This is a genomic window from Bacillus sp. RIT 809 (genome assembly GCF_016892495.1).
Lineage (GTDB): Bacteria > Bacillota > Bacilli > Bacillales > Bacillaceae_G > Bacillus_A > Bacillus_A cereus_U.
Genome location: NZ_JAFEMR010000024.1, coordinates 54,583 through 76,373 on the forward strand (window position 1 = coordinate 54,583; position 21,791 = coordinate 76,373).

Below are 21,791 nucleotides of genomic sequence, written 5' to 3' on the forward strand. Positions count from 1 at the left end.
ACGGCCCATAATGGGCAAGGAGCAATTAATTTATAGTAATTACTCACGAGTTTAGATTATATCATAGTAAGTTATATGAATCAACTCACCAATACGTAAAAAACTTGGCAAACATATAATATATTTGCCAAGTCTATATCTTTATTTTTCCTAGGAAATATTAAATTAAACGTTAAAGCGGAAGTGCATAACATCTCCGTCTTTTACGATATACTCTTTTCCTTCTAAACGTACTTTACCAGCTTCTTTTGCAGCTGTCATAGAGCCATTTGTCATTAAATCAGTATAAGAAACTGTTTCCGCACGAATAAATCCACGTTCAAAGTCCGTATGAATAACACCAGCACATTGTGGTGCTTTCATACCTTGTTTAAACGTCCATGCACGTACTTCTTGCACACCAGCTGTGAAGTAAGTAGCAAGTCCTAATAAGTCATATGCAGCACGAATTAATTGATCTAAACCAGATTCTTCAATACCTAGTTCTTCAAGAAATACTTTCTTCTCTTCCTCATCTAACTCAGCAATTTCTGATTCAATTTTTGCACATACAACAATTACTTGTGAATTTTCATTTGTTGCAAATTCTTTTACCATTTGTACATATTTATTGTCAGAAGGATCCATAATATCATCTTCACTTACGTTTGCTACGTACAGCATTTCTTTCGTTGTAAGTAAATGAAGGCCTTTAACAATCTTCATTTGCTCTTCTGTAAATTCAACAGTACGAGCTGGTTTTCCCTCTTCAAAAGCTTCTTTTAAACGAACTAAAATTTCATGCTCATATACAGCTTCTTTATCTTTTTGTCTTGCTAACTTCGCAACTCGTTCGATACGTTTATCAACAGATTCCAAATCCGCTAAGATTAGCTCTAAGTTGATTGTTTCAATGTCATCAATTGGATCTACTTTTCCTGAAACATGCGTAATATTTTCATCTTCAAAACAACGAACAACTTGGCAAATTGCATCTACTTGACGAATGTGAGATAAGAATTTATTTCCTAACCCTTCACCTTTACTCGCACCTTTTACGATACCTGCGATATCAGTAAATTCAAATACAGTTGGAACAGTTTTTTTCGGTTCTACTAATTCCGTTAATTTATTTAAACGCTCATCTGGTACTTCTACAATCCCTACGTTTGGATCGATTGTACAGAATGGATAGTTCGCAGATTCTGCTCCTGCTTGTGTAATTGCATTAAATAAAGTGGACTTCCCTACGTTAGGTAATCCAACAATCCCAGCCGTTAATCCCATATTTTTCACTCCTATGTCTCAATCTTTCATCATTATAGATAGTAACGAAAAAAATGACAAGTTTCCACCAAATGAAAAAAAGCAACGGCTGTCTACTGCAGCTGTTGCTTTTTCACTATTCTTCATGCTTCACAAGTATTTTTTTTACCTTACGATCAAACTCTCTTCGAGGAATCATTACCGAATGGTCACATCCCTCGCACTTAACGCGGATATCCATTCCCATACGAATAATCTTCCAGCGATTTTCACCACATGGATGGGCTTTCTTCATTTCCACAACATCGTACAAGTTATATTGCTTTTGCTCCATTCTCTAAATCCCTCCCACTATTAAATTGCTTTTTCACTAACTAATTCTTCGCGACTATATAGAACCATACGTGGGTATGGAATTTCAATCCCATGTAAATCAAGACGATTTTTAATCTCTTTGCGAAGAGCCCTCGCAATAACTGCATGCTGCATCGGCTCAACTTCAGCAATAACACGTAATACAACTTCAGACGCTGCCAGTGTTTGAACACCTAGCAATTGAGGTGTTGTTACCATTTTCTCATATTTTTCTGGTAATTCCACTAATAAATCTTCAATAACTTGCTCCGCTCGTACTATATCACTTTCATAAGAAATAGATACATCAACAAATGCTACACTATTGCTAACGGAAAAGTTCGTTACTTGTACAATACTACCATTTGGTATTATATGAATTTCACCTGTCCAGCTTTTCATCTTCGTTGTACGTAGTCCAATTTCCAAAACAGTTCCTTCAAATTGACCTATTCTTACATAATCACCTACTGAAAATTGATCCTCTAACAAAATAAATAATCCTGTAATAACATCTTTAACTAAACTTTGTGCACCAAAACCGACTGCTAAACCAATTACCCCAGCACCGGCTAATAGACCTGACGCATTAATATCAAACACACCTAAAATTGCAATTAACATAATGAACATAACAACGTATGCCACAATATTTTCAAGCAACTTCGCTACCGTAACTGTACGACGTTCTGAAATTTGAATCGGCGAACGGCTTCCCATACGAAACGCATTTCGTACAATTGCCCTCGCAACTCGTACAACGATTGCACCAAGTATTAAAATAACGATTATTTTTAGTGATTTCACACCTATATTCGTCCAATCAATGGACTCAAACCATTTCAACGCTACATCCATGTCCCTCTACCTCTCCAGCTAAAATTTCTTTTTAGTTATCCTTATTATTGTATCAGAACTCTCTCTGATTTCTGAAAAAAATTTATGACTTTAATTCCATTTGTTAACTTCCATTCAGGTATAAAATGAGACGAATATATATATACTAGTACTATTATTTCTGTTTTCATTCACAGTTTGCAAAAAGTATGCACTTATAATTTTCCATTTCAGACACCATATAACATATTGTGAAAATTTATTAAAAGGATGGGTGCTTCATGAATATTAGAAGTTTTCGCTTACCTTTTTTTGAAAAAGAAACTCAAAATGTTATGCATCATGACTTAGAAGCCTCTGAGACAATCAGTAATTTCTTACTTTCCCATATTCCCATTAAGACTAATATACCACTCATTCTCGTTTGTATCGGAACAGACCGTTCCACCGGTGATGCACTTGGTCCATTAGTTGGTACTAAACTAGAACAAATTGAAATCAAAAACCTTCAAGTGTTCGGCACACTAGACGAACCAATACATGCACTAAACTTAGAAGATAAAATTCAGAATATACAGAAAGAAAATCCTACGTCATTTATTATTGCTGTTGATGCATGTTTAGGAAAATCTCAAAGTATCGGTTCTATAACTACCGGAAAGGGGCCCAGTAAACCTGGAGCTGCGATGAATAAGAAATTACCTGAAATTGGTGATTTGCATATTCATGGCATCGTAAATTTAAATGGTTTCATGGAGTTTTTCGTACTTCAAAATACAAGACTAAGTTTAGTCATGAAGATGGCTGATGTAATTGCACAAAGTATAAAAGAAACAGACCAAAAATTATCTGCATTAAAAAAAGCAAACCATCTATAAACAATAAGATGGTTTGCTTTTTAATTTCCCTTTGATAATAATTCTAAAATTCGATTTAAGTCTTCTTTATTAAAAAATTCGATTTCGATTTTACCTTTTTCTTTTTTCGTTTCTTTGATCTTTACATCCGTACCAAACTTTTCTCTTAAAAATGTTTCACGCTCTACAAAAAATATATTTCTTTCTTTTTTCACTTGTTGTGTTTCACGTGAAACACGTTGATTAATTTCCTGGACAATTTGTTCCAATTGGCGAACATTCAGTCCTTCTTTTTCAATTCGCTTCAATAAAGATTTCAACTGTTCTTCATCTTTTATTGTAAGTAAAGTTCTTCCATGAGCCATTGAAAGCTGACCGTTTGCAATCATATCTTGAACGAATGAAGGGAGGCTTAACAATCGAGTATAATTTGCGATATAAGGCCTGCTTTTACCAAGACGTTTTGCTAATTGTTCTTGTGTTACATTTAGCTCGTTCATTAACATCTGATATGCCATTGCCTCTTCCATAGGATTTAAATCTTCTCGTTGTAAGTTTTCAAGCAAAGCAAATTCCATCATTTGCTGCTCATTTAATTGCCTTACGACAGCAGGCACTTTCTCAAGTCCGGCCTCTTTAGCAGCACGATATCTTCTTTCACCTGCAACTATTTCATATCCTTTAATACTCTTTCGAGCAATTAACGGTTGCAATATACCGTGCTCTTTAATAGAAGCCGCTAATTCCTGAATCGCTTCTTTATTGAAATGTTTACGTGGTTGATATGGATTCGGCCTTAATTCAGTTACTATAATCTCCTGAATCGTTTCTTCTTCTTTCACATCTAAATCTGGAAAAAACACATTGATTCCTCTTCCTAATCCCTTAGCCACCTGCAATCACTTCCTCTGCTAAATCTAAATATACTTCTGCTCCTCTTGATTTAGCGTCATACTGCATAATTGGTTTTCCATGACTTGGTGCCTCACTTAAGCGAACATTACGAGGAATAATCGAACGATATACTTTATCCCTAAAGTATTTTTTCACTTCATCTATAACTTGAATTCCTAAATTTGTACGAGCATCCAACATCGTTAACAATACACCTTGAATTGCTAAATTTTTATTTAAATGCTTTTGCACAAGTCGAACTGTATTTAATAGCTGACTTAACCCTTCCAGCGCGTAATATTCACACTGTACAGGAATAATAACAGAATCTGCTGCTGTTAATGCATTAATCGTTAATAATCCTAAGGATGGGGGACAGTCAATAATAATATACTCATATTCATCACGAATTGGCTGTAATGCTCTTTGCAAGCGTACTTCCCGGGAAATGGTTGGTACCAATTCAATTTCAGCACCAGCCAATTGAATTGTAGCGGGTAGAACATCTAAGTTTTCAGTTGCGGTTTTCCGTATAACGCCTTGAACATCTGCATCTTCCACAAGAACATTATAAATACATTGATCTAATTCAGACTTTTCAATTCCTACACCAGTCGTTGCATTTCCTTGAGCATCAATATCTACGAGAAGGACTTTTTTTCCTACTTGTGCCAATCCAGCCCCTAAATTAACGGATGTTGTTGTTTTTCCAACACCGCCTTTTTGATTAGCGATAGCAATGATTTTTCCCACGATGTCACCTACTTTCAACCTTTCTTATTCTAGAAACAATTACTTTTATTGTAACATGAAATAAAAGTTTTTCTTTTACGTCCTTATTAAACTTCAAAATTTATTTCCAAACTCCTTCTTGCTTTAACAAGAAAATATAGTAAAAGAGACCTCTCCAATAGGATAAGGTCTCTAGCACGTAATTATTTTTTCTTCGGAATTTTAATCGTAATTTGATAGTATTCATCAAACTCTTCTTCCGCAGAATTAACATTCAAACCACTGTTAGCAACCATTTGTAATGATTGTCTAATTGTGTTCATAGCAATTCTTGCATCTCGACTTACTGCTTTTTGCTTCGCTTTGCGCTTTGGTTTTACTTCTTCTAGTAACTTTGCAATTCGTTCTTCTGTTTGCTTTACATTCAATTGCTTCTCCACAATCTCTTGTAAAACCTTCAGTTGTAATTCCTCATTTTTCAAAGGAATAAGGGCGCGAGCATGCCGTTCTGTAATACTTTTTTCTAATAATGCACTTTTGATTTCTTCAGGCAATTTTAATAATCGCAATTTATTTGCGACTGTCGATTGTCCTTTTCCAAGTCGTTGTGCCAATGCTTCTTGTGTTAAATTATGTAACTCAATCAGCTTTTGATATGCCACAGCTTCCTCAATTGCTGTTAATTCCTCACGCTGCAAATTTTCAATTAACGCTACAGAAGCTGTCTCAGTATCATTTAAATTCTTTATTATTGCAGGAACTTTTTCCCACCCTAACTTTGTTGCTGCGCGGAAACGCCTTTCCCCGGCAATAATCTCGTACTTATCATCCTCATACTGTCTCACAACAATCGGCTGGATAAGCCCATGTGTACGAATCGTTAATGCTAGCTCCTCAATACGTGCATCGTCAAAAACTGTTCGTGGTTGATAACGGTTAGGGGTAATGTTTACTATCGGAATTTCCTGTATTTCTTCATATACCTTTTTAGCTATTTCTTCATGGCTTTCGTCTTGTAATTCGAATTCGCTCTCTTTATCTCCAAAGCCAAATAAACGAGAAAACGTATTTTTCATACATATTCCACCACCTTTTAGGCCTATTGACTGTTCTACATAAAATGTTTCCTATGAAACATTTACGTTTTCATTTATATAATTTAATCTTACGTCTAATAAGATTTATTTTTCAATAGGTAATTTATTGGGCGTTCCCGGTTTGCGTGGATATTTCTTTGGTGTCTTGCGCTTTTTCTCGATTAATAAAATATTACGCTCACTTTCTTCAAACGGTAATTGGAACGTAGACATTTCTTTCAATTCTCCGCCAAGTACCTCTAAAGCATATTTGCCATTTTCGATTTCTTCGTTCGCCGCTGCACCTTTCATTGCAATGAATGTTCCCCCTACTTTTACAAGTGGTAAACATAGCTCACTTAATACAGAAAGACGTGCAACTGCACGTGCCATTACAATATCGTATGCTTCACGTACACCTTCTTTTTTCCCAAATGTTTCAGCACGATCATGACAAAATGCAACATCACTTAATTCTAACTTTTGCGCTAAGTGATTTAAGAAATTAATACGTTTTTGTAATGAATCTACAATTGTTACTTTTAAGTGCGGGAAACAGATTTTTAAAGGGATACTTGGGAAGCCAGCTCCTGCTCCAACATCACAAATAGAAAATGGTTTCGAAAAATCATAATAAAAAGCCGCTGTAACAGAATCAAAAAAGTGTTTTAAGTATACTTCCTCTTTCTCCGTAATAGCCGTTAAGTTCATTTTTTCATTCCACTCTACTAACGTTTCAAAATAGATTTCGAACTGCTCTAACTGTCCAGAAGAGAGGGAAATACCCTTCTCTTCTAGCATAGATTGAAATTGTTCTATGTTCATCTAGCAATATCTCCTTACTATTTATTGGTTCGATACTCGTGCAATTTTTCCTTGTTCAATGTAAATAAGCAAAATAGAAACATCAGCTGGATTTACGCCAGAAATACGTGAAGCTTGCCCCATCGAAAGTGGACGAACATCTTTCAATTTCTGTCTCGCTTCTGTGGCAAGGCTAGAAATGGCATCATAATCAATATCCACAGGGATTTTTTTGTTTTCCATTTTCTTCATACGTTCTACTTGCTGTAAAGATTTCTCGATATATCCTTCATACTTAATCTGAATTTCAACTTGTTCTGTAATTTCATCATTTAATTCTAATTCACTTGGTACTAAAAGATGAATGTGCTCATATGTCATCTCTGGACGACGTAATAAGTCACTTGCACGTATTCCATCTTTCAATTCGCTTCCACCAATACTACGAATTAATTCTTGAACTTCAGGACGCGGTTTAATAAAAATACTCTCTAACCGTTCCTTTTCCTGTTCAATTTGTAGTTTTTTATTTGTAAATCTCTCATAACGATCTTCTTTAATTAAACCAATTTCACGCCCAACCTCAGTTAGACGAAGATCTGCATTATCATGGCGTAATAATAAACGATATTCTGCACGAGACGTTAATAAACGGTATGGTTCATTTGTGCCTTTTGTTACAAGATCATCAATTAAGACACCAATATATGCATCAGCGCGACCTAAAATAACTTCTTTTTTACCTAAAGAACGACACGCTGCATTAATTCCAGCCATAAGCCCTTGTCCTGCCGCTTCTTCGTAACCAGAAGTTCCATTAATTTGTCCTGCTGTATATAAATTTTTAATTTTTTTCGTTTCAAGTGTTGGCCATAGTTGAGTTGGTACAATTGCATCATATTCAATTGCATAACCCGTACGCATCATTTCAACATTTTCCAGGCCAGGAATTGTTCTAAGCATTGCACGCTGTACATCTTCTGGTAAACTCGTCGATAAGCCTTGTACATATACTTCTTGCGTATTACGTCCTTCTGGCTCTAAGAAAATTTGATGACGTGGTTTATCATTAAATCTTACTACCTTGTCTTCAATTGAAGGGCAATATCTAGGCCCTGTTCCTTTAATCATACCAGAATACATAGCTGAGCGATGTAAGTTTTCATCTATTAAACGATGTGTTTCTGTACTTGTATACGTTAACCAACATGGAATTTGATCCATAATGAATTTTGTCGTTTCAAAAGAGAAAGCACGTGGCTTATCATCACCTGGTTGAATTTCTGTTTTACTATAATCAATCGTATTACTGTTTACACGCGGAGGTGTACCTGTTTTAAATCTAACAAGATCAAAACCAAGTTCCTCTAAGTGTTCAGATAACGTAATAGATGGTTGCTGATTATTTGGACCACTTGAATATTTTAAATCTCCCATAATAATCTCACCACGTAAAAATGTTCCCGTTGTAATTACAACTGTTTTCGCTGTGTATTCGGCACCAGCTTGCGTAATTACCCCTTTACATACACCATCTTCAACAATTAAACGCTCTACCAGACCTTGAAACAACGTTAAGTTTGGTGTTTCTTCAATTGTTTTCTTTAACTCATGCTGGTAAGAGAATTTATCAGCTTGTGCACGAAGCGCACGTACAGCTGGTCCTTTACCCGTATTTAACATACGCATTTGAATATGTGTTTTATCAATATTGCGTCCCATTTCTCCGCCTAATGCATCAATTTCACGAACAACAATCCCTTTTGCTGGTCCACCAACAGAAGGGTTACATGGCATGAACGCTACCATATCTAAGTTAATTGTTAACATTAATGTTTTTGAGCCCATTCGTGCTGCCGCAAGACCAGCTTCACATCCTGCATGACCTGCACCGATTACTATGACATCATATGAACCGGCATTGTATCCCATTGTTTATTCCTCCTAATAACCTCTATCTTACTAAATCATCTCTGATTAAAGTTTTACTTTATTTTCCTAAACAAAATTGAGAGAACAATTGGTCAATTAAGCTTTCATGGACAGTATCACCAGTAATTTCACCAAGTATTTCCCACGCTCTTGTTAAATCAATTTGAACCATATCAATCGGAACACCATTTTCTATCGCTTCAATTGCATCATTAATTGTTCTTCCTGCTTGTGTTAACAATCCGATATGTCTCGCATTAGACACGTATGTCATATCCGCAGAATCAATTGTTCCTTCAAAGAATAAATCAGCTATTGCCTTTTCAAGCTCATCTATTCCTTGCTCCTCAATTAAAGATGTTGTAATAACACGATTGCCTACCGCTAAATCTGTAACACGTTCCATATCAATTTCTTGCGGTAAATCTGTCTTATTTACAATGACAATGAAATCTTTTCCTTGTACGGCACGGAATAGATCCTCATCTTCATTTGTTAAAGCCTCGCTATAGTTCACTACAATTAACACTAAGTCTGCTTGGCTCATCATTTCCTTCGAACGCTCTACACCAATTCGTTCAACAATATCTTCCGTTTCACGAATTCCGGCTGTATCTATAAGTTTAAGTGGTACACCACGCACATTAACGTACTCTTCAATAACATCACGAGTTGTTCCTGCAATATCAGTTACAATTGCCTTTTTCTCCTGAACAAGACTATTTAATAGCGATGATTTCCCAACGTTAGGTCTACCGATAATCGCGGTAGAAATGCCCTCACGTAAAATCTTTCCTTGCTTCGATGTTTCTAATATCTTTGCAATTTCAGCACGGACATGTGTAGCTTTCTCAATTAAAATATTATGTGTCATCTCTTCTACATCATCATATTCTGGGTAATCTATATTCACCTCAATATGAGCTAATGTTTCTAATATTTCTTGACGCAGATGGCCGATTAATTTAGATAATCGTCCTTCCATTTGGTTAATCGCTACATTCATAGCACGATCTGTTTTCGCGCGGATTAAGTCCATAACAGCTTCTGCTTGTGACAAATCAATACGTCCATTTAAAAAAGCACGTTTTGTAAATTCACCAGGCTCTGCCAGTCGTACTCCTTGTGCTAAAATAAGCTGTAATACTTTATTTACCGAAACAAGCCCACCATGACAGTTAATTTCTACTATATTTTCACGCGTAAAAGTCCTTGGTGCGCGCATAATGGATACCATAACTTCTTCAATAACTTGATTTGTATCTAAATCGACAATATGACCATAATGAATTGTATGAGAAGAAACCTGTGTTAAATCCTTCCCTTTAAAAATACGATCGACTTTCTCAATCGCATCATCCCCACTTACTCGAACAATGGCAATTGCACCTTCCCCAAGTGCTGTGGAAATTGCGGCAATTGTATCAAATTCCATGTCCTTTCACCTCACTTGCTTATTTATCTCTATTTCAACATGAATTTTTTCCGTCACTAAATTATTAGGATACCATAACGAACCTATCTACAAAAGAATAATAACTCATTTTATTATGTCCTTATGTAAAAAACACTAAACTTATTCACAGTGGATAAATCTAGTGTTTTTTAGTTATCCACATTTATTTTCTCCTCAAAAAAACCGGCACTCAATTGAGTAACCGGTCACTTGGAAGATATTACAACATACCGATGTGGTTCTTTCCCTTCAGAAGTTGTAATGATATTTTGATGATTAGATAATGCTTGGTGAATAATTTTTCGTTCAAAAGAAGGCATTGGTTCTAGAACAACTCTTTTTTTCGTACTCACTACTTGTTTTGCCAATCGATAAGAAAGAGATTCTAACGTAGTTTTTCTTTTACTACGATAGTTTTCAGCATCCAGTGTAATACCAATATATTGCTTTGTATTACGATTCGCAACAAGTTTTGTTAAATACTGTAAAGAATTCAACGTATTACCTCTTTTACCAATTAAAACACCAATGTTTTCACCAGAAATTGTAAATTCAACTTCGCGTCCTTTTACAATTTTTCTAATCTCAACTTCCACACCCATATTTTGAATAACATTTTTTAAATATTCTTCACATTCTTGGATTGGATCTTTTTTCAATACAACTTCTACTACAGCGAGGCGATTCCCAAATAAACCTAGGAATCCCCTCTTACCCTCATCGATAATATTTATATCTACTCGATCTTTCAAAACATTTAATTGTCTTAAAGCATCTTGTACTGCCAGCTCGACTGTTTGTCCTTTAGCAGTAATTATACTCACTTGCTTGATCCTCCTGCCTTACTAGCCTTAATTTCAGGCCCTTTGATCATATACATTTGAGCGATACCAAAGATATTACCAACTACCCAGTACAATGATAGTGCTGCTGGGAAGTTAATTGCAAAGACTAAGATCATAATTGGCATAAGCCAAATCATCATTGCCATTTGCGGATTTTGCCCAGCCGTTCCTGCCATTGCAAGCTTTTGCTGAATAAAAGTCGTAATAGCCGCAACGATTGGAAGGATATAGTAAGGATCTGCCTGTCCTAAATCAAACCATAAAAATGTATGTTTACTAATTTCTGCCGTTCTCATAATCGCATGATAAAAAGCGAATAGGATAGGCATCTGAACAAATATTGGTAAACATCCTGCTAATGGATTTACACCATTTTTTTGGTACAACTGCATCATTTCTTGTTGTAATTTTTGTTGTGTTGCTTGATCTTTTGAGCTGTACTTTTCTTTTAATTTCACCATTTCTGGTTGTAACGCCTGCATTGCTTTCGTACTCTTCGTTTGTTTAATCATTAATGGTAATAATGCAAAACGAATGATAAGAGTTGTAACAACGATTGCTAAACCATAATTACTACCAAATAAATTTGCAAAATACGTGATTAACTGAGAAAGCGGGTATACGAAATATTCATTCCAAATCCCAGTGCTTTTCGGTGTAATCGGCTGATTTGTTTCACTACAGCCGGTAGCGATTGCCATTAGCATAATAACCATGGCTAATAAACCTATTTTCTTTTTCAAAGCCTGCTCCTCCTTGTTTCGGTATGTATATAGTGTAATTCATTTCCTTACGCTACTTTTTTATTCTTTTCATACCAGAGCGTTTAAAGACATGAATTAAGCTTTTCTTTAACTCTTCATATGTCATCTCTGCACAAGGCTTCCTTGCTATTATAACAAAATCTTTTCCAGAATCTATCTCATCTTTTAATTCTATAATCGATTGGCGAATCATACGCTTAATTCGATTACGAACTACTGCATTTCCTATTTTCTTACTAACAGAAAGACCAATGCGAAAATGCGGCTGTTTTTCTTTATCTAATTTGTATACAACAAACTGGCGATTGGCATTCGATTGTCCTTTTTGGAAAACAGCCTGGAATTCATCATTCTTTTTTATACGATTTTTTTTCTTCATATCATTTGACACTCCTGTATCTCATCAGCAGAAACTCATTATTATTAGAAAAAAAGACCACTGAACGATCAGTGGTCTACGCAGATAATACTTTTCTTCCTTTACGACGACGAGCTGCTAGCACTCTACGTCCGTTTGCTGTGCTCATACGGCTGCGGAAACCATGTACTTTGCTGCGCTTACGTTTATTTGGTTGGTAAGTTCTTTTCATTATATGACACCTCCCTGAGGAATATCTGTTAAAGACAGTCTAATAAATTATAGTAAATCAAATAGGAAAATGTCAATGGTTCTCGAAATTTTCATCAAATATTCATTTTTAACCTATTCACACACTTTTTCACAGTCCCTATATTTCCTTGTGGATAAATATATTTTCTCTTTTTTGTATCCACAAACTCTTTTTTTACTTTTACACAGTATATCGTATTGTGGACAAGTTTATTCCACAAGGTATTGATTTTGTGGATAACTTTCTTAAATTCATTGCTATAGCTGCTTTTTTTTGATATTATAGTTGTGTTTTCACTTTGAATAAGTTTTCCACACCTTTATTTTATCCACAATTTGTGTATAACATGTGGATAGTTTAAATCACATGTGGGTAAATAGTTGTCCACATTTGTTTTTTTGTCGAAAACTCTATCTCGGATACTAACGACGTTTTTATATTTTAAAATACGTTTCGTATAAATATGCATTAGAAATATTTACAGGTTGTACAATTGTTGCGCAACCTTATTCTTTTACCATCTTTGTAAAGGAGGGACACCTTTGGAAAATATCTCTGATTTGTGGAATAGTGCCTTAAAAGAATTAGAAAAAAAGGTAAGCAAGCCAAGTTATGAAACCTGGTTAAAATCAACAACTGCTCATAACTTGAAAAAAGATGTATTAACTATTACAGCTCCAAATGAATTCGCTCGTGACTGGCTAGAATCTCATTATTCGGAACTAATCTCCGAAACACTTTATGATTTAACAGGGGCAAAACTAGCTATTCGTTTTATCATTCCCCAAAGTCAGGCGGAAGAGGATATAGATCTTCCTTCTGTTAAGCAAAAACACGCACATGATGAGTCTAATCACTTACCACAGAGTATGTTAAACCCCAAATATACATTTGATACATTTGTTATTGGCTCTGGTAATCGTTTTGCACATGCTGCTTCTTTAGCTGTAGCTGAGGCACCAGCTAAAGCCTATAATCCGCTCTTTATTTACGGGGGCGTTGGACTTGGAAAAACACATTTAATGCACGCAATTGGGCATTATGTAATTGAACACAACCCGAATGCAAAAGTTGTATATTTATCATCTGAAAAATTTACAAATGAATTTATTAACTCAATTCGTGATAATAAAGCTGTCGATTTTCGTAATAAATATCGTAATGTAGATGTCTTATTGATAGATGATATTCAATTTCTTGCTGGAAAAGAACAAACACAGGAAGAGTTTTTCCATACATTTAATGCGTTACATGAAGAAAGTAAACAAATTGTGATTTCAAGCGATAGACCACCAAAAGAAATCCCAACTTTAGAAGATCGCCTTCGTTCTCGCTTTGAATGGGGGTTAATTACGGACATTACGCCACCAGATTTAGAAACTAGAATCGCAATTTTACGTAAAAAAGCAAAAGCAGAAGGTCTTGATATACCAAATGAAGTTATGCTTTATATCGCAAATCAAATCGATTCAAATATTCGTGAACTAGAGGGTGCACTTATTCGAGTTGTAGCTTATTCATCTTTAATTAATAAAGATATGAATGCTGATTTAGCGGCTGAAGCGCTTAAAAATATTATTCCAAACTCTATACCTAGAATTATTTCTATTTCTGATATTCAAAAGGCTGTTGGAGGCGTCTATCAGGTAAAGTTAGAAGATTTCAAAGCAAAAAAACGGACAAAATCCGTTGCATTCCCTCGCCAAATTGCGATGTATTTATCACGTGAACTTACGGACTCATCTTTGCCAAAAATAGGTGAAGAATTTGGTGGCCGCGATCATACAACAGTAATCCATGCTCACGAAAAAATTTCGAAGCTATTAAAAACGGATACTCAATTACAAAAACACGTTGAAGAAATTAAGGATATTTTAAAATAGTAGTAGCTGAATAGTGTGAATAACTTAGCTTATTTTACGCACAGTCTATCCACATGTAGATAGACTGTTTTTACATCTCCAAACAGGGTTATCCACATATCCACAAGCCCTATTACTATTACTACTACTTTTTTATCTTTATTAAATAAATAAAATCTTATACTTACCGGAGGTTTTTCGTTATGCGTTTTACAATACAAAAAGACTATCTTGTAAGAAGTGTACAAGATGTAATGAAGGCAGTTTCTTCTCGTACAACAATTCCAATTCTTACAGGAATTAAAGTTGTAGCAACTGAAGAAGGAGTTACTTTAACAGGTAGTGATGCAGACATCTCTATCGAATCATTTATCCCAGTCGAAGATGCTGGAAAAGAAATTGTGGAAATTGAACAATCAGGAAGTATTATTTTACAAGCAAAGTATTTTAGTGAGATCGTAAAAAAATTACCTAAAGAAACTGTCGAAATTTCTGTGGAAAATCATTTTATGACAAAAATAAAATCTGGAAAATCAGAGTTCAACTTAAATGGTTTAGATGCTGCTGAATATCCGTTATTACCACAAATCGAAGAACATCACGTATTTAAGATTCCAACAGATTTACTAAAGCACATGATTCGTCAAACAGTATTTGCAGTGTCAAGTTCTGAAACAAGACCGATCTTGACAGGTGTAAACTGGAAGGTATATAACAGCGAGCTAACTTGCATTGCAACAGATAGTCACAGGCTAGCACTTCGTAAAGCAAAAATCGAAGGGTATAATATTGCCGATGAATTTCAAGCGAATGTCGTTATTCCTGGTAAGAGCTTAAGTGAATTAAGTAAAATTCTAGATGAATCTGAAGAAATGGTAGATATCGTTATTACGGAGTATCAAGTATTATTCCGTACAAAACATTTATTATTCTTCTCAAGATTATTAGAAGGAAATTATCCAGATACAACGCGTTTAATTCCAGCTGAAAGTAAAACTGATATATTTGTAAATACAAAAGAATTTTTACAAGCGATTGATCGTGCGTCGCTATTAGCAAGAGATGGTCGTAACAACGTTGTTAAATTATCAACATTAGAACAACAGATGTTAGAGATTTCTTCGAATGCACCAGAAATCGGAAAAGTAGTAGAAGAGGTTCAATGTGAAAATGTAGATGGAGAAGAATTAAAAATATCTTTTAGTGCAAAATATATGATGGACGCATTAAAAGCTTTAGATAGTACAGAAATTAAAGTTAGTTTTACTGGAGCGATGAGACCGTTTTTAATTCGCACAGTAAATGATAATTCTATTATCCAGTTAATTTTACCAGTCCGTACCTACTAAGTAAGGATTAAGGGTTGCTAGTGTAAAGGTACTAGTGACCCTTATTTGATTTGTAGGGTATTACTTTCCTAATGCTAGTTTATTTAGTACAATGAAAGAATGAACACTTTCAGAAAGTGAGCGATTTTATGAAACTTATTAAGATTTCAACAGAATACATTACACTAGGACAATTTTTAAAGTTAGCTGATGTAATTGATACAGGTGGCGCTGTGAAATGGTTCTTACAAGAATATGAAGTATATGTGAATCAAGAACTTGAAAATAGAAGAGGCCGAAAGTTATATGCAAATGATGTTGTTGAAATTCCGGGAAGCGGAACTTTCCAAGTTCAGGCATAAAGGGGGATCCCTTTGTTTATTACAGAGATACAATTAAAAAACTATCGCAATTATGAGCATTTAGAGCTTTCCTTTGAGGATAAAGTTAATGTAATTATTGGTGAAAATGCGCAAGGGAAAACGAATCTGATGGAAGCTATTTATGTATTGGCGATGGCGAAATCCCATAGAACTTCGAACGATCGTGAACTCATTCGTTGGGATGAGGATTATGGTAATATAAAAGGTAGATTACAAAGGCGAAATAGTTCATTATCCTTAGAATTAAATATTTCAAAAAAAGGTAAAAAGGCAAAGTTAAATCAGTTAGAACAACAAAAATTGAGCCAGTATATTGGTGAAATGAATGTTGTTATGTTTGCCCCAGAAGATTTAAATCTTGTAAAAGGAAGCCCCCAAGTACGAAGACGCTTTTTGGATATGGAACTTGGACAAATAGCTCCGGTCTATTTGTATGAATTAAGTCAATATCAAAAGGTACTCACGCAACGAAATCATTTACTTAAGAAGATGCAAGGGAATAGTAAAAATGAGGAAACGATGTTGGATGTATTTACACTTCAACTTATTGAGCATGGTGCAAAAATTTTGCGAAAACGTTTTGAGTTTTTGCATTTACTACAAGAATGGGCTGCTCCAATTCACCGCGGGATTAGCAGGGGATTAGAGGAGTTAGAAATTGTTTATAAACCAAGTGTAGATGTATCAGAATCAATGGATTTGTCGAAAATAAAAGAAGTATACTATGAAAGTTTTCAATCTGTGAAACAACGTGAAATTTTTCGTGGTACAACTTTACTAGGTCCTCATCGTGATGATTTACACTTCTTCGTTAATAGTAAAAATGTTCAAGTCTTTGGTTCACAAGGACAACAACGAACAACCGCACTATCCCTAAAATTGGCTGAAATTGAATTGATATACTCAGAGGTTAAGGAATATCCAATCCTTTTACTAGATGATGTGTTATCAGAATTAGATGATTATCGCCAATCGCATCTGCTAAATACAATTCAAGGAAAAGTACAAACCTTTGTGACGACGACGAGTGTCGACGGAATTGAACACGAAACATTGAAAGAAGCGAAAACAATTCATGTAACGAACGGCACGGTAGATTGTGAAATAGACAGGAAATAATTTCTGTTTAAATGGAAAAGTAGGTGATCTTTGTGTCAATGGAACAAAAGCAAATGCAGGAAAATGCATATGATGAAAGTCAGATCCAGGTGTTAGAAGGACTGGAAGCGGTTCGTAAGCGTCCTGGTATGTATATCGGTTCTACAAGTGGAAAAGGTCTTCATCACCTCGTATGGGAAATAGTTGATAACAGTATTGACGAAGCTTTAGCGGGATATTGTGATGAAATTAATGTCAGTATTGAAGAAGATAATAGTATTGTTGTAACAGATGATGGTCGTGGTATCCCAGTTGGTATTCAAGAGAAAATGGGACGTCCCGCTGTAGAAGTTATTATGACAGTACTCCATGCCGGTGGTAAATTTGGCGGTGGCGGTTATAAAGTCTCCGGTGGTTTGCATGGAGTAGGTGCATCTGTTGTAAATGCTTTATCAATAGAATTAGAGGTATTTGTACATCGAGATGGAAAAATACACTATCAAAAATATGAACGTGGGATCCCAGCTGCGGATTTAAAAGTAATAGGTGAAACTGATCGTACAGGAACGATCACACGCTTTAAGCCAGATGCAGAAATTTTTACAGAGACGACAGAATACGAATTTGATACATTAGCTACTCGTATGCGTGAGTTGGCGTTTTTAAATCGTAATATTAAATTAACAATTGAAGATAAGCGTGAACATAAGCAAAAGAAAGAATTCCATTATGAAGGTGGAATTAAATCATATGTTGAACATTTAAATCGTTCAAAACAACCGATTCATGAAGAACCTGTATATGTTGACGGTTCAAAAGATGGGATTCAGGTTGAGGTTGCTCTTCAATATAACGAAGGCTATACAAATCATATTTATTCATTTACGAATAATATTCATACGTATGAAGGCGGTACACATGAGGTAGGTTTTAAGACTGCTCTAACACGTGTAATTAACGATTATGGTCGTAAAAATAATATTTTAAAAGATGCGGATAGTAATTTAACTGGTGAAGATGTTCGTGAAGGTTTAACAGCAATCGTGTCAATTAAGCATCCAAATCCACAATTTGAAGGACAAACAAAGACGAAACTTGGAAATAGTGAAGCGAGAACGATTACAGAGTCTGTATTCTCAGAGGCGTTTGAAAAGTTCTTACTAGAAAATCCCAATGTTGCACGTAAAATTATAGATAAAGGGACTATGGCAGCGCGTGCACGTGTAGCGGCTAAAAAGGCGCGTGAACTAACGCGCCGAAAGAGTGCTCTAGAAGTTTCAAGTTTACCAGGGAAGCTAGCTGATTGTTCTTCTAAAGATCCAGCAATTAGCGAAATTTATATCGTGGAGGGTGACTCGGCGGGCGGATCTGCAAAACAAGGACGCGATCGTCATTTCCAAGCGATTTTACCACTGAAGGGTAAAATTATTAACGTTGAAAAGGCACGTTTAGATAAGATTTTATCAAATGATGAAGTTCGTACAATTATTACAGCAATAGGTACAAATATTGGTGGGGATTTTGATATTGAAAAAGCTCGATATCATAAAGTTATTATTATGACAGATGCCGATGTTGATGGTGCGCATATTCGTACCCTATTATTAACGTTCTTCTATCGTTATATGCGTCAAATCATTGAGTGTGGTTATATATATATCGCACAGCCACCGTTGTTTAAAGTACAACAAGGTAAAAAAATTCAATATGCTTATAACAATAAAGAACTTGAAAAAATACTAGCTGAATTACCAGCTCAACCTAAGCCTGGGATTCAGCGTTATAAAGGTCTAGGGGAAATGAATCCAACTCAGCTGTGGGAGACGACAATGGACCCAGAAGTACGTTCGTTACTTCAAGTTTCCCTTCAAGATGCAATTGAAGCGGATGAAACATTTGAAATTTTAATGGGTGATAAAGTAGAGCCGCGTCGTAACTTTATCCAAGAAAATGCAAAATACGTGAAAAACCTTGATATTTAAGTGAGTAATGACAGGAATCTAAGTATTCCTGTCTTCTACATATAAATCAATGTATGTGTAACGGAAATGTAAGAGGAGGTGCTCGTTGATGTCAGATAATCAACAACAAGCACGAATTCGAGAAATTAATATTAGTCATGAAATGCGTACCTCATTTTTAGATTACGCAATGAGTGTTATCGTGTCTCGTGCATTACCAGATGTTCGTGATGGATTAAAACCAGTTCATCGTAGGGTTTTATATGCGATGAATGATTTAGGAATTACAGCTGATAAAGCATATAAGAAGTCGGCGCGTATTGTCGGTGAAGTAATTGGTAAGTATCACCCGCACGGTGATGCAGCTGTTTATGAAACAATGGTACGTATGGCGCAAGATTTTAGTCAACGTTACATGCTTGTTGATGGACATGGTAATTTTGGTTCTGTTGATGGAGATTCAGCGGCGGCGATGCGTTATACAGAAGCAAGAATGTCTAAGATTTCTATGGAATTAATACGCGATATTACAAAGAATACAATTGATTATCAAGATAACTACGATGGTTCTGAAAGAGAACCAGTTGTATTACCAGCGCGTTTCCCTAACTTATTAGTCAATGGTACGACGGGTATTGCGGTTGGTATGGCAACAAACATTCCACCGCATCAACTTGGAGAAGTAATTGATGGTGTGTTGGCATTAAGTCATAACCCTGATATCACTATCGCGGAATTAATGGAATATATTCCTGGACCAGACTTCCCAACATCAGGTTTAATCTTAGGAAGAAGCGGAATTCGAAGAGCTTACGAGACAGGCCGTGGTTCTATTATAATTCGTGCTAAAGTTGAAATTGAAGAGAGAGCCAACGGTAAACAATCTATTATTGTAACTGAGCTACCTTATCAAGTTAACAAGGCACGTTTAATTGAAAAAATTGCAGAATTAGTTCGTGATAAGAAAATTGAAGGTATTACAGATTTACGTGATGAATCGGATCGAAATGGTATGCGCATTGTTATGGAAGTACGTCGCGATGCAAATGCAAATGTACTATTAAATAATCTTTATAAACATACAGCACTTCAAACGAGTTTCGGTATTAACATGTTGTCTCTTGTAAATGGAGAGCCACAAGTTCTAAATTTAAAACAAAATTTATATTATTATTTAGAGCACCAGAAGGTCGTGATCCGCAGACGTACTGCCTATGAGTTAGAGAAAGCAGAAGCGCGCGCTCATATTTTAGAAGGATTACGAATCGCTTTAGATCATCTTGATGAAGTCATTACGTTAATCCGTAGTTCAAAAACAGCTGATATTGCAAAACAAGGTTTAATGGAACGTTTCGGCTTAAGTGAGAAACAAGCACAGGCAATTTTAGATATGCGTCTGCAACGCTTAACTGGATTAGAACGTGAAAAAATCGAACAAGAATATCAAGACTTAATGAAGTTGATTGCAGAGTTAAAAGCAATTTTAGCAGATGAAGAGAAGGTTCTTGAAATCATTCGTGAGGAATTAACGGAGGTCAAAGAACGTTTTAATGATAAGAGAAGAACGGAAATTACAATTGGCGGTATGGAAGCTATAGAGGATGAAGATTTAATCCCAGAACAAAATATCGCAATTACACTTACTCATAATGGTTATATTAAGAGGTTACCGGCTTCTACGTACAAAACACAGAACCGTGGGGGACGTGGTGTACAAGGAATGGGTACGAATGATGATGACTTTGTTGAACATTTATTAACAACGTCTACTCATGATCATATTTTATTCTTCACAAACAAGGGTAAAGTATACCGTACAAAAGGATATGAAATTCCAGAGTATAGTCGTACGGCAAAAGGCATACCAATTATTAATCTATTAGGGGTAGATAAGGGTGAGTGGATCAACGCTATTATTCCAATTCGTGAATTTGGTGACGACCAGTTCTTATTCTTTACAACGAAACAAGGTATTTCTAAGAGAACGCCGCTCTCATCATTTGCAAATATACGTACGAACGGTTTAATTGCAATTTCGCTTCGTGAAGAAGATGAATTAATTTCTGTACGTTTAACATCTGGTGATAAAGATATTATCGTAGGGACGAGCAACGGTATGTTAATTCGCTTCAATGAACAGGATGTACGTTCTATGGGCCGTAATGCAGCTGGTGTAAAAGCTATTACACTAGGCGAAGAGGACCAAGTAGTAGGTATGGAAATTGTTGAAGAGGATACGAATGTCTTAATCGTAACGAAGAACGGGTATGGTAAGCGTACGCCGGTTGAAGAGTATCGACTACAGAGTCGTGGTGGTAAAGGTCTGAAGACTTGTAACATTACAGACAAGAACGGTAAATTAGTAGCAGTTAAGTCTGTAACAGGTGAAGAAGACATTATGTTAATTACAGTAGCGGGTGTTATTATTCGTATGCCAGTTGATCAAATCTCTCAAATGGGGCGTAATACACAAGGTGTTCGTCTAATTCGATTAGGGGATGAGCAAGAGGTAGCGACAGTAGCAAAAGCACAAAAGGATGAAGAAGAAGAAGAAATTAGCGAAGAGGTTTCTTCTGAAGAATAAGAGTGGGGATTTCTCCCCCTCTTATTTTTTTATAATAATACTTGCATAGCAATAGGGAAGTGTATATAATAGGCAGAGTCAGCAAATGAGAGATACAAGTTATCGAAAAAAACTTGTTGACGAAAATAATATACTATGATATATTATGAAAGTCGCTGAAACGCGATG

General features: G+C 35.6%; 20 protein-coding genes. 7 read left to right on the top strand and 13 right to left on the bottom strand.

The annotated features are described in order from the left end of the window. Positions 1 to 165: 165 nt before the first annotated feature. The 3 genes from ychF to JTF23_RS22040 all read right to left on the bottom strand — a co-directional run bounded on the left by ychF (position 166) and on the right by JTF23_RS22040 (position 2,457). Positions 166 to 1,266, bottom strand: coding sequence for a redox-regulated ATPase YchF (ychF, locus tag JTF23_RS22030; protein ID WP_002159666.1), 1,101 nt, complete (start codon positions 1,264 to 1,266; stop codon positions 166 to 168). 115 nt (positions 1,267 to 1,381) lie between these two features. Beyond that, positions 1,382 to 1,579 (bottom strand): DUF951 domain-containing protein, encoded by a 198-nt coding sequence (locus tag JTF23_RS22035; RefSeq protein WP_000436054.1) that lies wholly within the window; start codon positions 1,577 to 1,579, stop codon positions 1,382 to 1,384. A gap of 20 nt (positions 1,580 to 1,599) precedes the next feature. Further along, a complete protein-coding gene (locus JTF23_RS22040; protein WP_016106799.1) occupies positions 1,600 to 2,457 on the bottom strand; it encodes a mechanosensitive ion channel family protein in 858 nt (285 codons plus the stop codon). A 260-nt stretch (positions 2,458 to 2,717) separates the two neighbouring features. Between JTF23_RS22040 and yyaC the strand changes: the two genes are divergently transcribed. After that, positions 2,718 to 3,314, top strand: a complete 597-nt coding sequence (gene yyaC / locus JTF23_RS22045) for a spore protease YyaC (RefSeq protein ID WP_204209716.1) — start codon at positions 2,718 to 2,720, stop codon at positions 3,312 to 3,314. Between the two features lie 20 nt (positions 3,315 to 3,334). Here yyaC and spo0J read toward each other — a convergent pair whose 3' ends face one another. From spo0J to rpmH, 10 genes are all read right to left on the bottom strand, one after another. Next, complete coding sequence (gene spo0J / locus JTF23_RS22050; RefSeq protein ID WP_171902578.1) at positions 3,335 to 4,186, bottom strand: stage 0 sporulation protein Spo0J; 852 nt, start codon at positions 4,184 to 4,186, stop codon at positions 3,335 to 3,337. Next, positions 4,179 to 4,940: a sporulation initiation inhibitor protein Soj gene (soj, locus tag JTF23_RS22055; protein WP_002113231.1), complete on the bottom strand. Its 762-nt coding sequence runs from the start codon at positions 4,938 to 4,940 to the stop codon at positions 4,179 to 4,181. The genes spo0J and soj overlap by 8 nt, the downstream gene beginning before the upstream one ends. A gap of 182 nt (positions 4,941 to 5,122) precedes the next feature. After that, positions 5,123 to 5,995 carry a nucleoid occlusion protein gene (noc, locus tag JTF23_RS22060; protein ID WP_002016471.1) on the bottom strand — a complete coding sequence of 291 codons (873 nt, stop codon included), beginning with the start codon at positions 5,993 to 5,995 and terminating at the stop codon, positions 5,123 to 5,125. Between the two features lie 105 nt (positions 5,996 to 6,100). Continuing rightward, a complete protein-coding gene (gene rsmG, locus JTF23_RS22065; RefSeq protein WP_204209718.1) occupies positions 6,101 to 6,820 on the bottom strand; it encodes a 16S rRNA (guanine(527)-N(7))-methyltransferase RsmG in 720 nt (239 codons plus the stop codon). 21 nt (positions 6,821 to 6,841) lie between these two features. Further along, positions 6,842 to 8,731, bottom strand: coding sequence for a tRNA uridine-5-carboxymethylaminomethyl(34) synthesis enzyme MnmG (gene mnmG, locus JTF23_RS22070; protein ID WP_002159664.1), 1,890 nt, complete (start codon positions 8,729 to 8,731; stop codon positions 6,842 to 6,844). A gap of 58 nt (positions 8,732 to 8,789) precedes the next feature. Beyond that, complete coding sequence (mnmE, locus tag JTF23_RS22075; RefSeq protein ID WP_002034990.1) at positions 8,790 to 10,166, bottom strand: tRNA uridine-5-carboxymethylaminomethyl(34) synthesis GTPase MnmE; 1,377 nt, start codon at positions 10,164 to 10,166, stop codon at positions 8,790 to 8,792. 227 nt (positions 10,167 to 10,393) lie between these two features. Next, complete coding sequence (gene jag, locus JTF23_RS22080; RefSeq protein ID WP_204209720.1) at positions 10,394 to 11,011, bottom strand: RNA-binding cell elongation regulator Jag/EloR; 618 nt, start codon at positions 11,009 to 11,011, stop codon at positions 10,394 to 10,396. After that, positions 11,008 to 11,775 (bottom strand): YidC family membrane integrase SpoIIIJ, encoded by a 768-nt coding sequence (gene spoIIIJ / locus JTF23_RS22085; RefSeq protein WP_002144555.1) that lies wholly within the window; start codon positions 11,773 to 11,775, stop codon positions 11,008 to 11,010. The genes jag and spoIIIJ overlap by 4 nt, the downstream gene beginning before the upstream one ends. A 52-nt stretch (positions 11,776 to 11,827) precedes the next feature. Then, positions 11,828 to 12,175 (bottom strand): ribonuclease P protein component, encoded by a 348-nt coding sequence (gene rnpA, locus JTF23_RS22090; protein WP_002089963.1) that lies wholly within the window; start codon positions 12,173 to 12,175, stop codon positions 11,828 to 11,830. Positions 12,176 to 12,251: 76 nt separating this feature from the next. Continuing rightward, a complete protein-coding gene (rpmH, locus tag JTF23_RS22095; protein WP_002068706.1) occupies positions 12,252 to 12,386 on the bottom strand; it encodes a 50S ribosomal protein L34 in 135 nt (44 codons plus the stop codon). A gap of 563 nt (positions 12,387 to 12,949) precedes the next feature. Here rpmH and dnaA point away from each other — a divergent pair. The 6 genes from dnaA to gyrA all read left to right on the top strand — a co-directional run bounded on the left by dnaA (position 12,950) and on the right by gyrA (position 21,623). Further along, positions 12,950 to 14,290: a chromosomal replication initiator protein DnaA gene (gene dnaA / locus JTF23_RS22100; protein ID WP_002144554.1), complete on the top strand. Its 1,341-nt coding sequence runs from the start codon at positions 12,950 to 12,952 to the stop codon at positions 14,288 to 14,290. A 182-nt stretch (positions 14,291 to 14,472) separates the two neighbouring features. Further along, a complete protein-coding gene (gene dnaN / locus JTF23_RS22105; protein WP_002068698.1) occupies positions 14,473 to 15,618 on the top strand; it encodes a DNA polymerase III subunit beta in 1,146 nt (381 codons plus the stop codon). Between the two features lie 128 nt (positions 15,619 to 15,746). Further along, positions 15,747 to 15,959, top strand: coding sequence for a S4 domain-containing protein YaaA (gene yaaA, locus JTF23_RS22110; RefSeq protein WP_002159661.1), 213 nt, complete (start codon positions 15,747 to 15,749; stop codon positions 15,957 to 15,959). A gap of 12 nt (positions 15,960 to 15,971) precedes the next feature. Then, a complete protein-coding gene (recF, locus tag JTF23_RS22115; RefSeq protein WP_016106803.1) occupies positions 15,972 to 17,099 on the top strand; it encodes a DNA replication/repair protein RecF in 1,128 nt (375 codons plus the stop codon). Between the two features lie 38 nt (positions 17,100 to 17,137). Then, on the top strand, positions 17,138 to 19,060 hold the full coding sequence (gyrB, locus tag JTF23_RS22120; RefSeq protein WP_033710559.1) for a DNA topoisomerase (ATP-hydrolyzing) subunit B: 1,923 nt from the start codon (positions 17,138 to 17,140) through the stop codon (positions 19,058 to 19,060). Positions 19,061 to 19,148: 88 nt separating this feature from the next. After that, positions 19,149 to 21,623, top strand: a complete 2,475-nt coding sequence (gene gyrA / locus JTF23_RS22125) for a DNA gyrase subunit A (RefSeq protein ID WP_204209722.1) — start codon at positions 19,149 to 19,151, stop codon at positions 21,621 to 21,623. Positions 21,624 to 21,791: the final 168 nt, after the last annotated feature.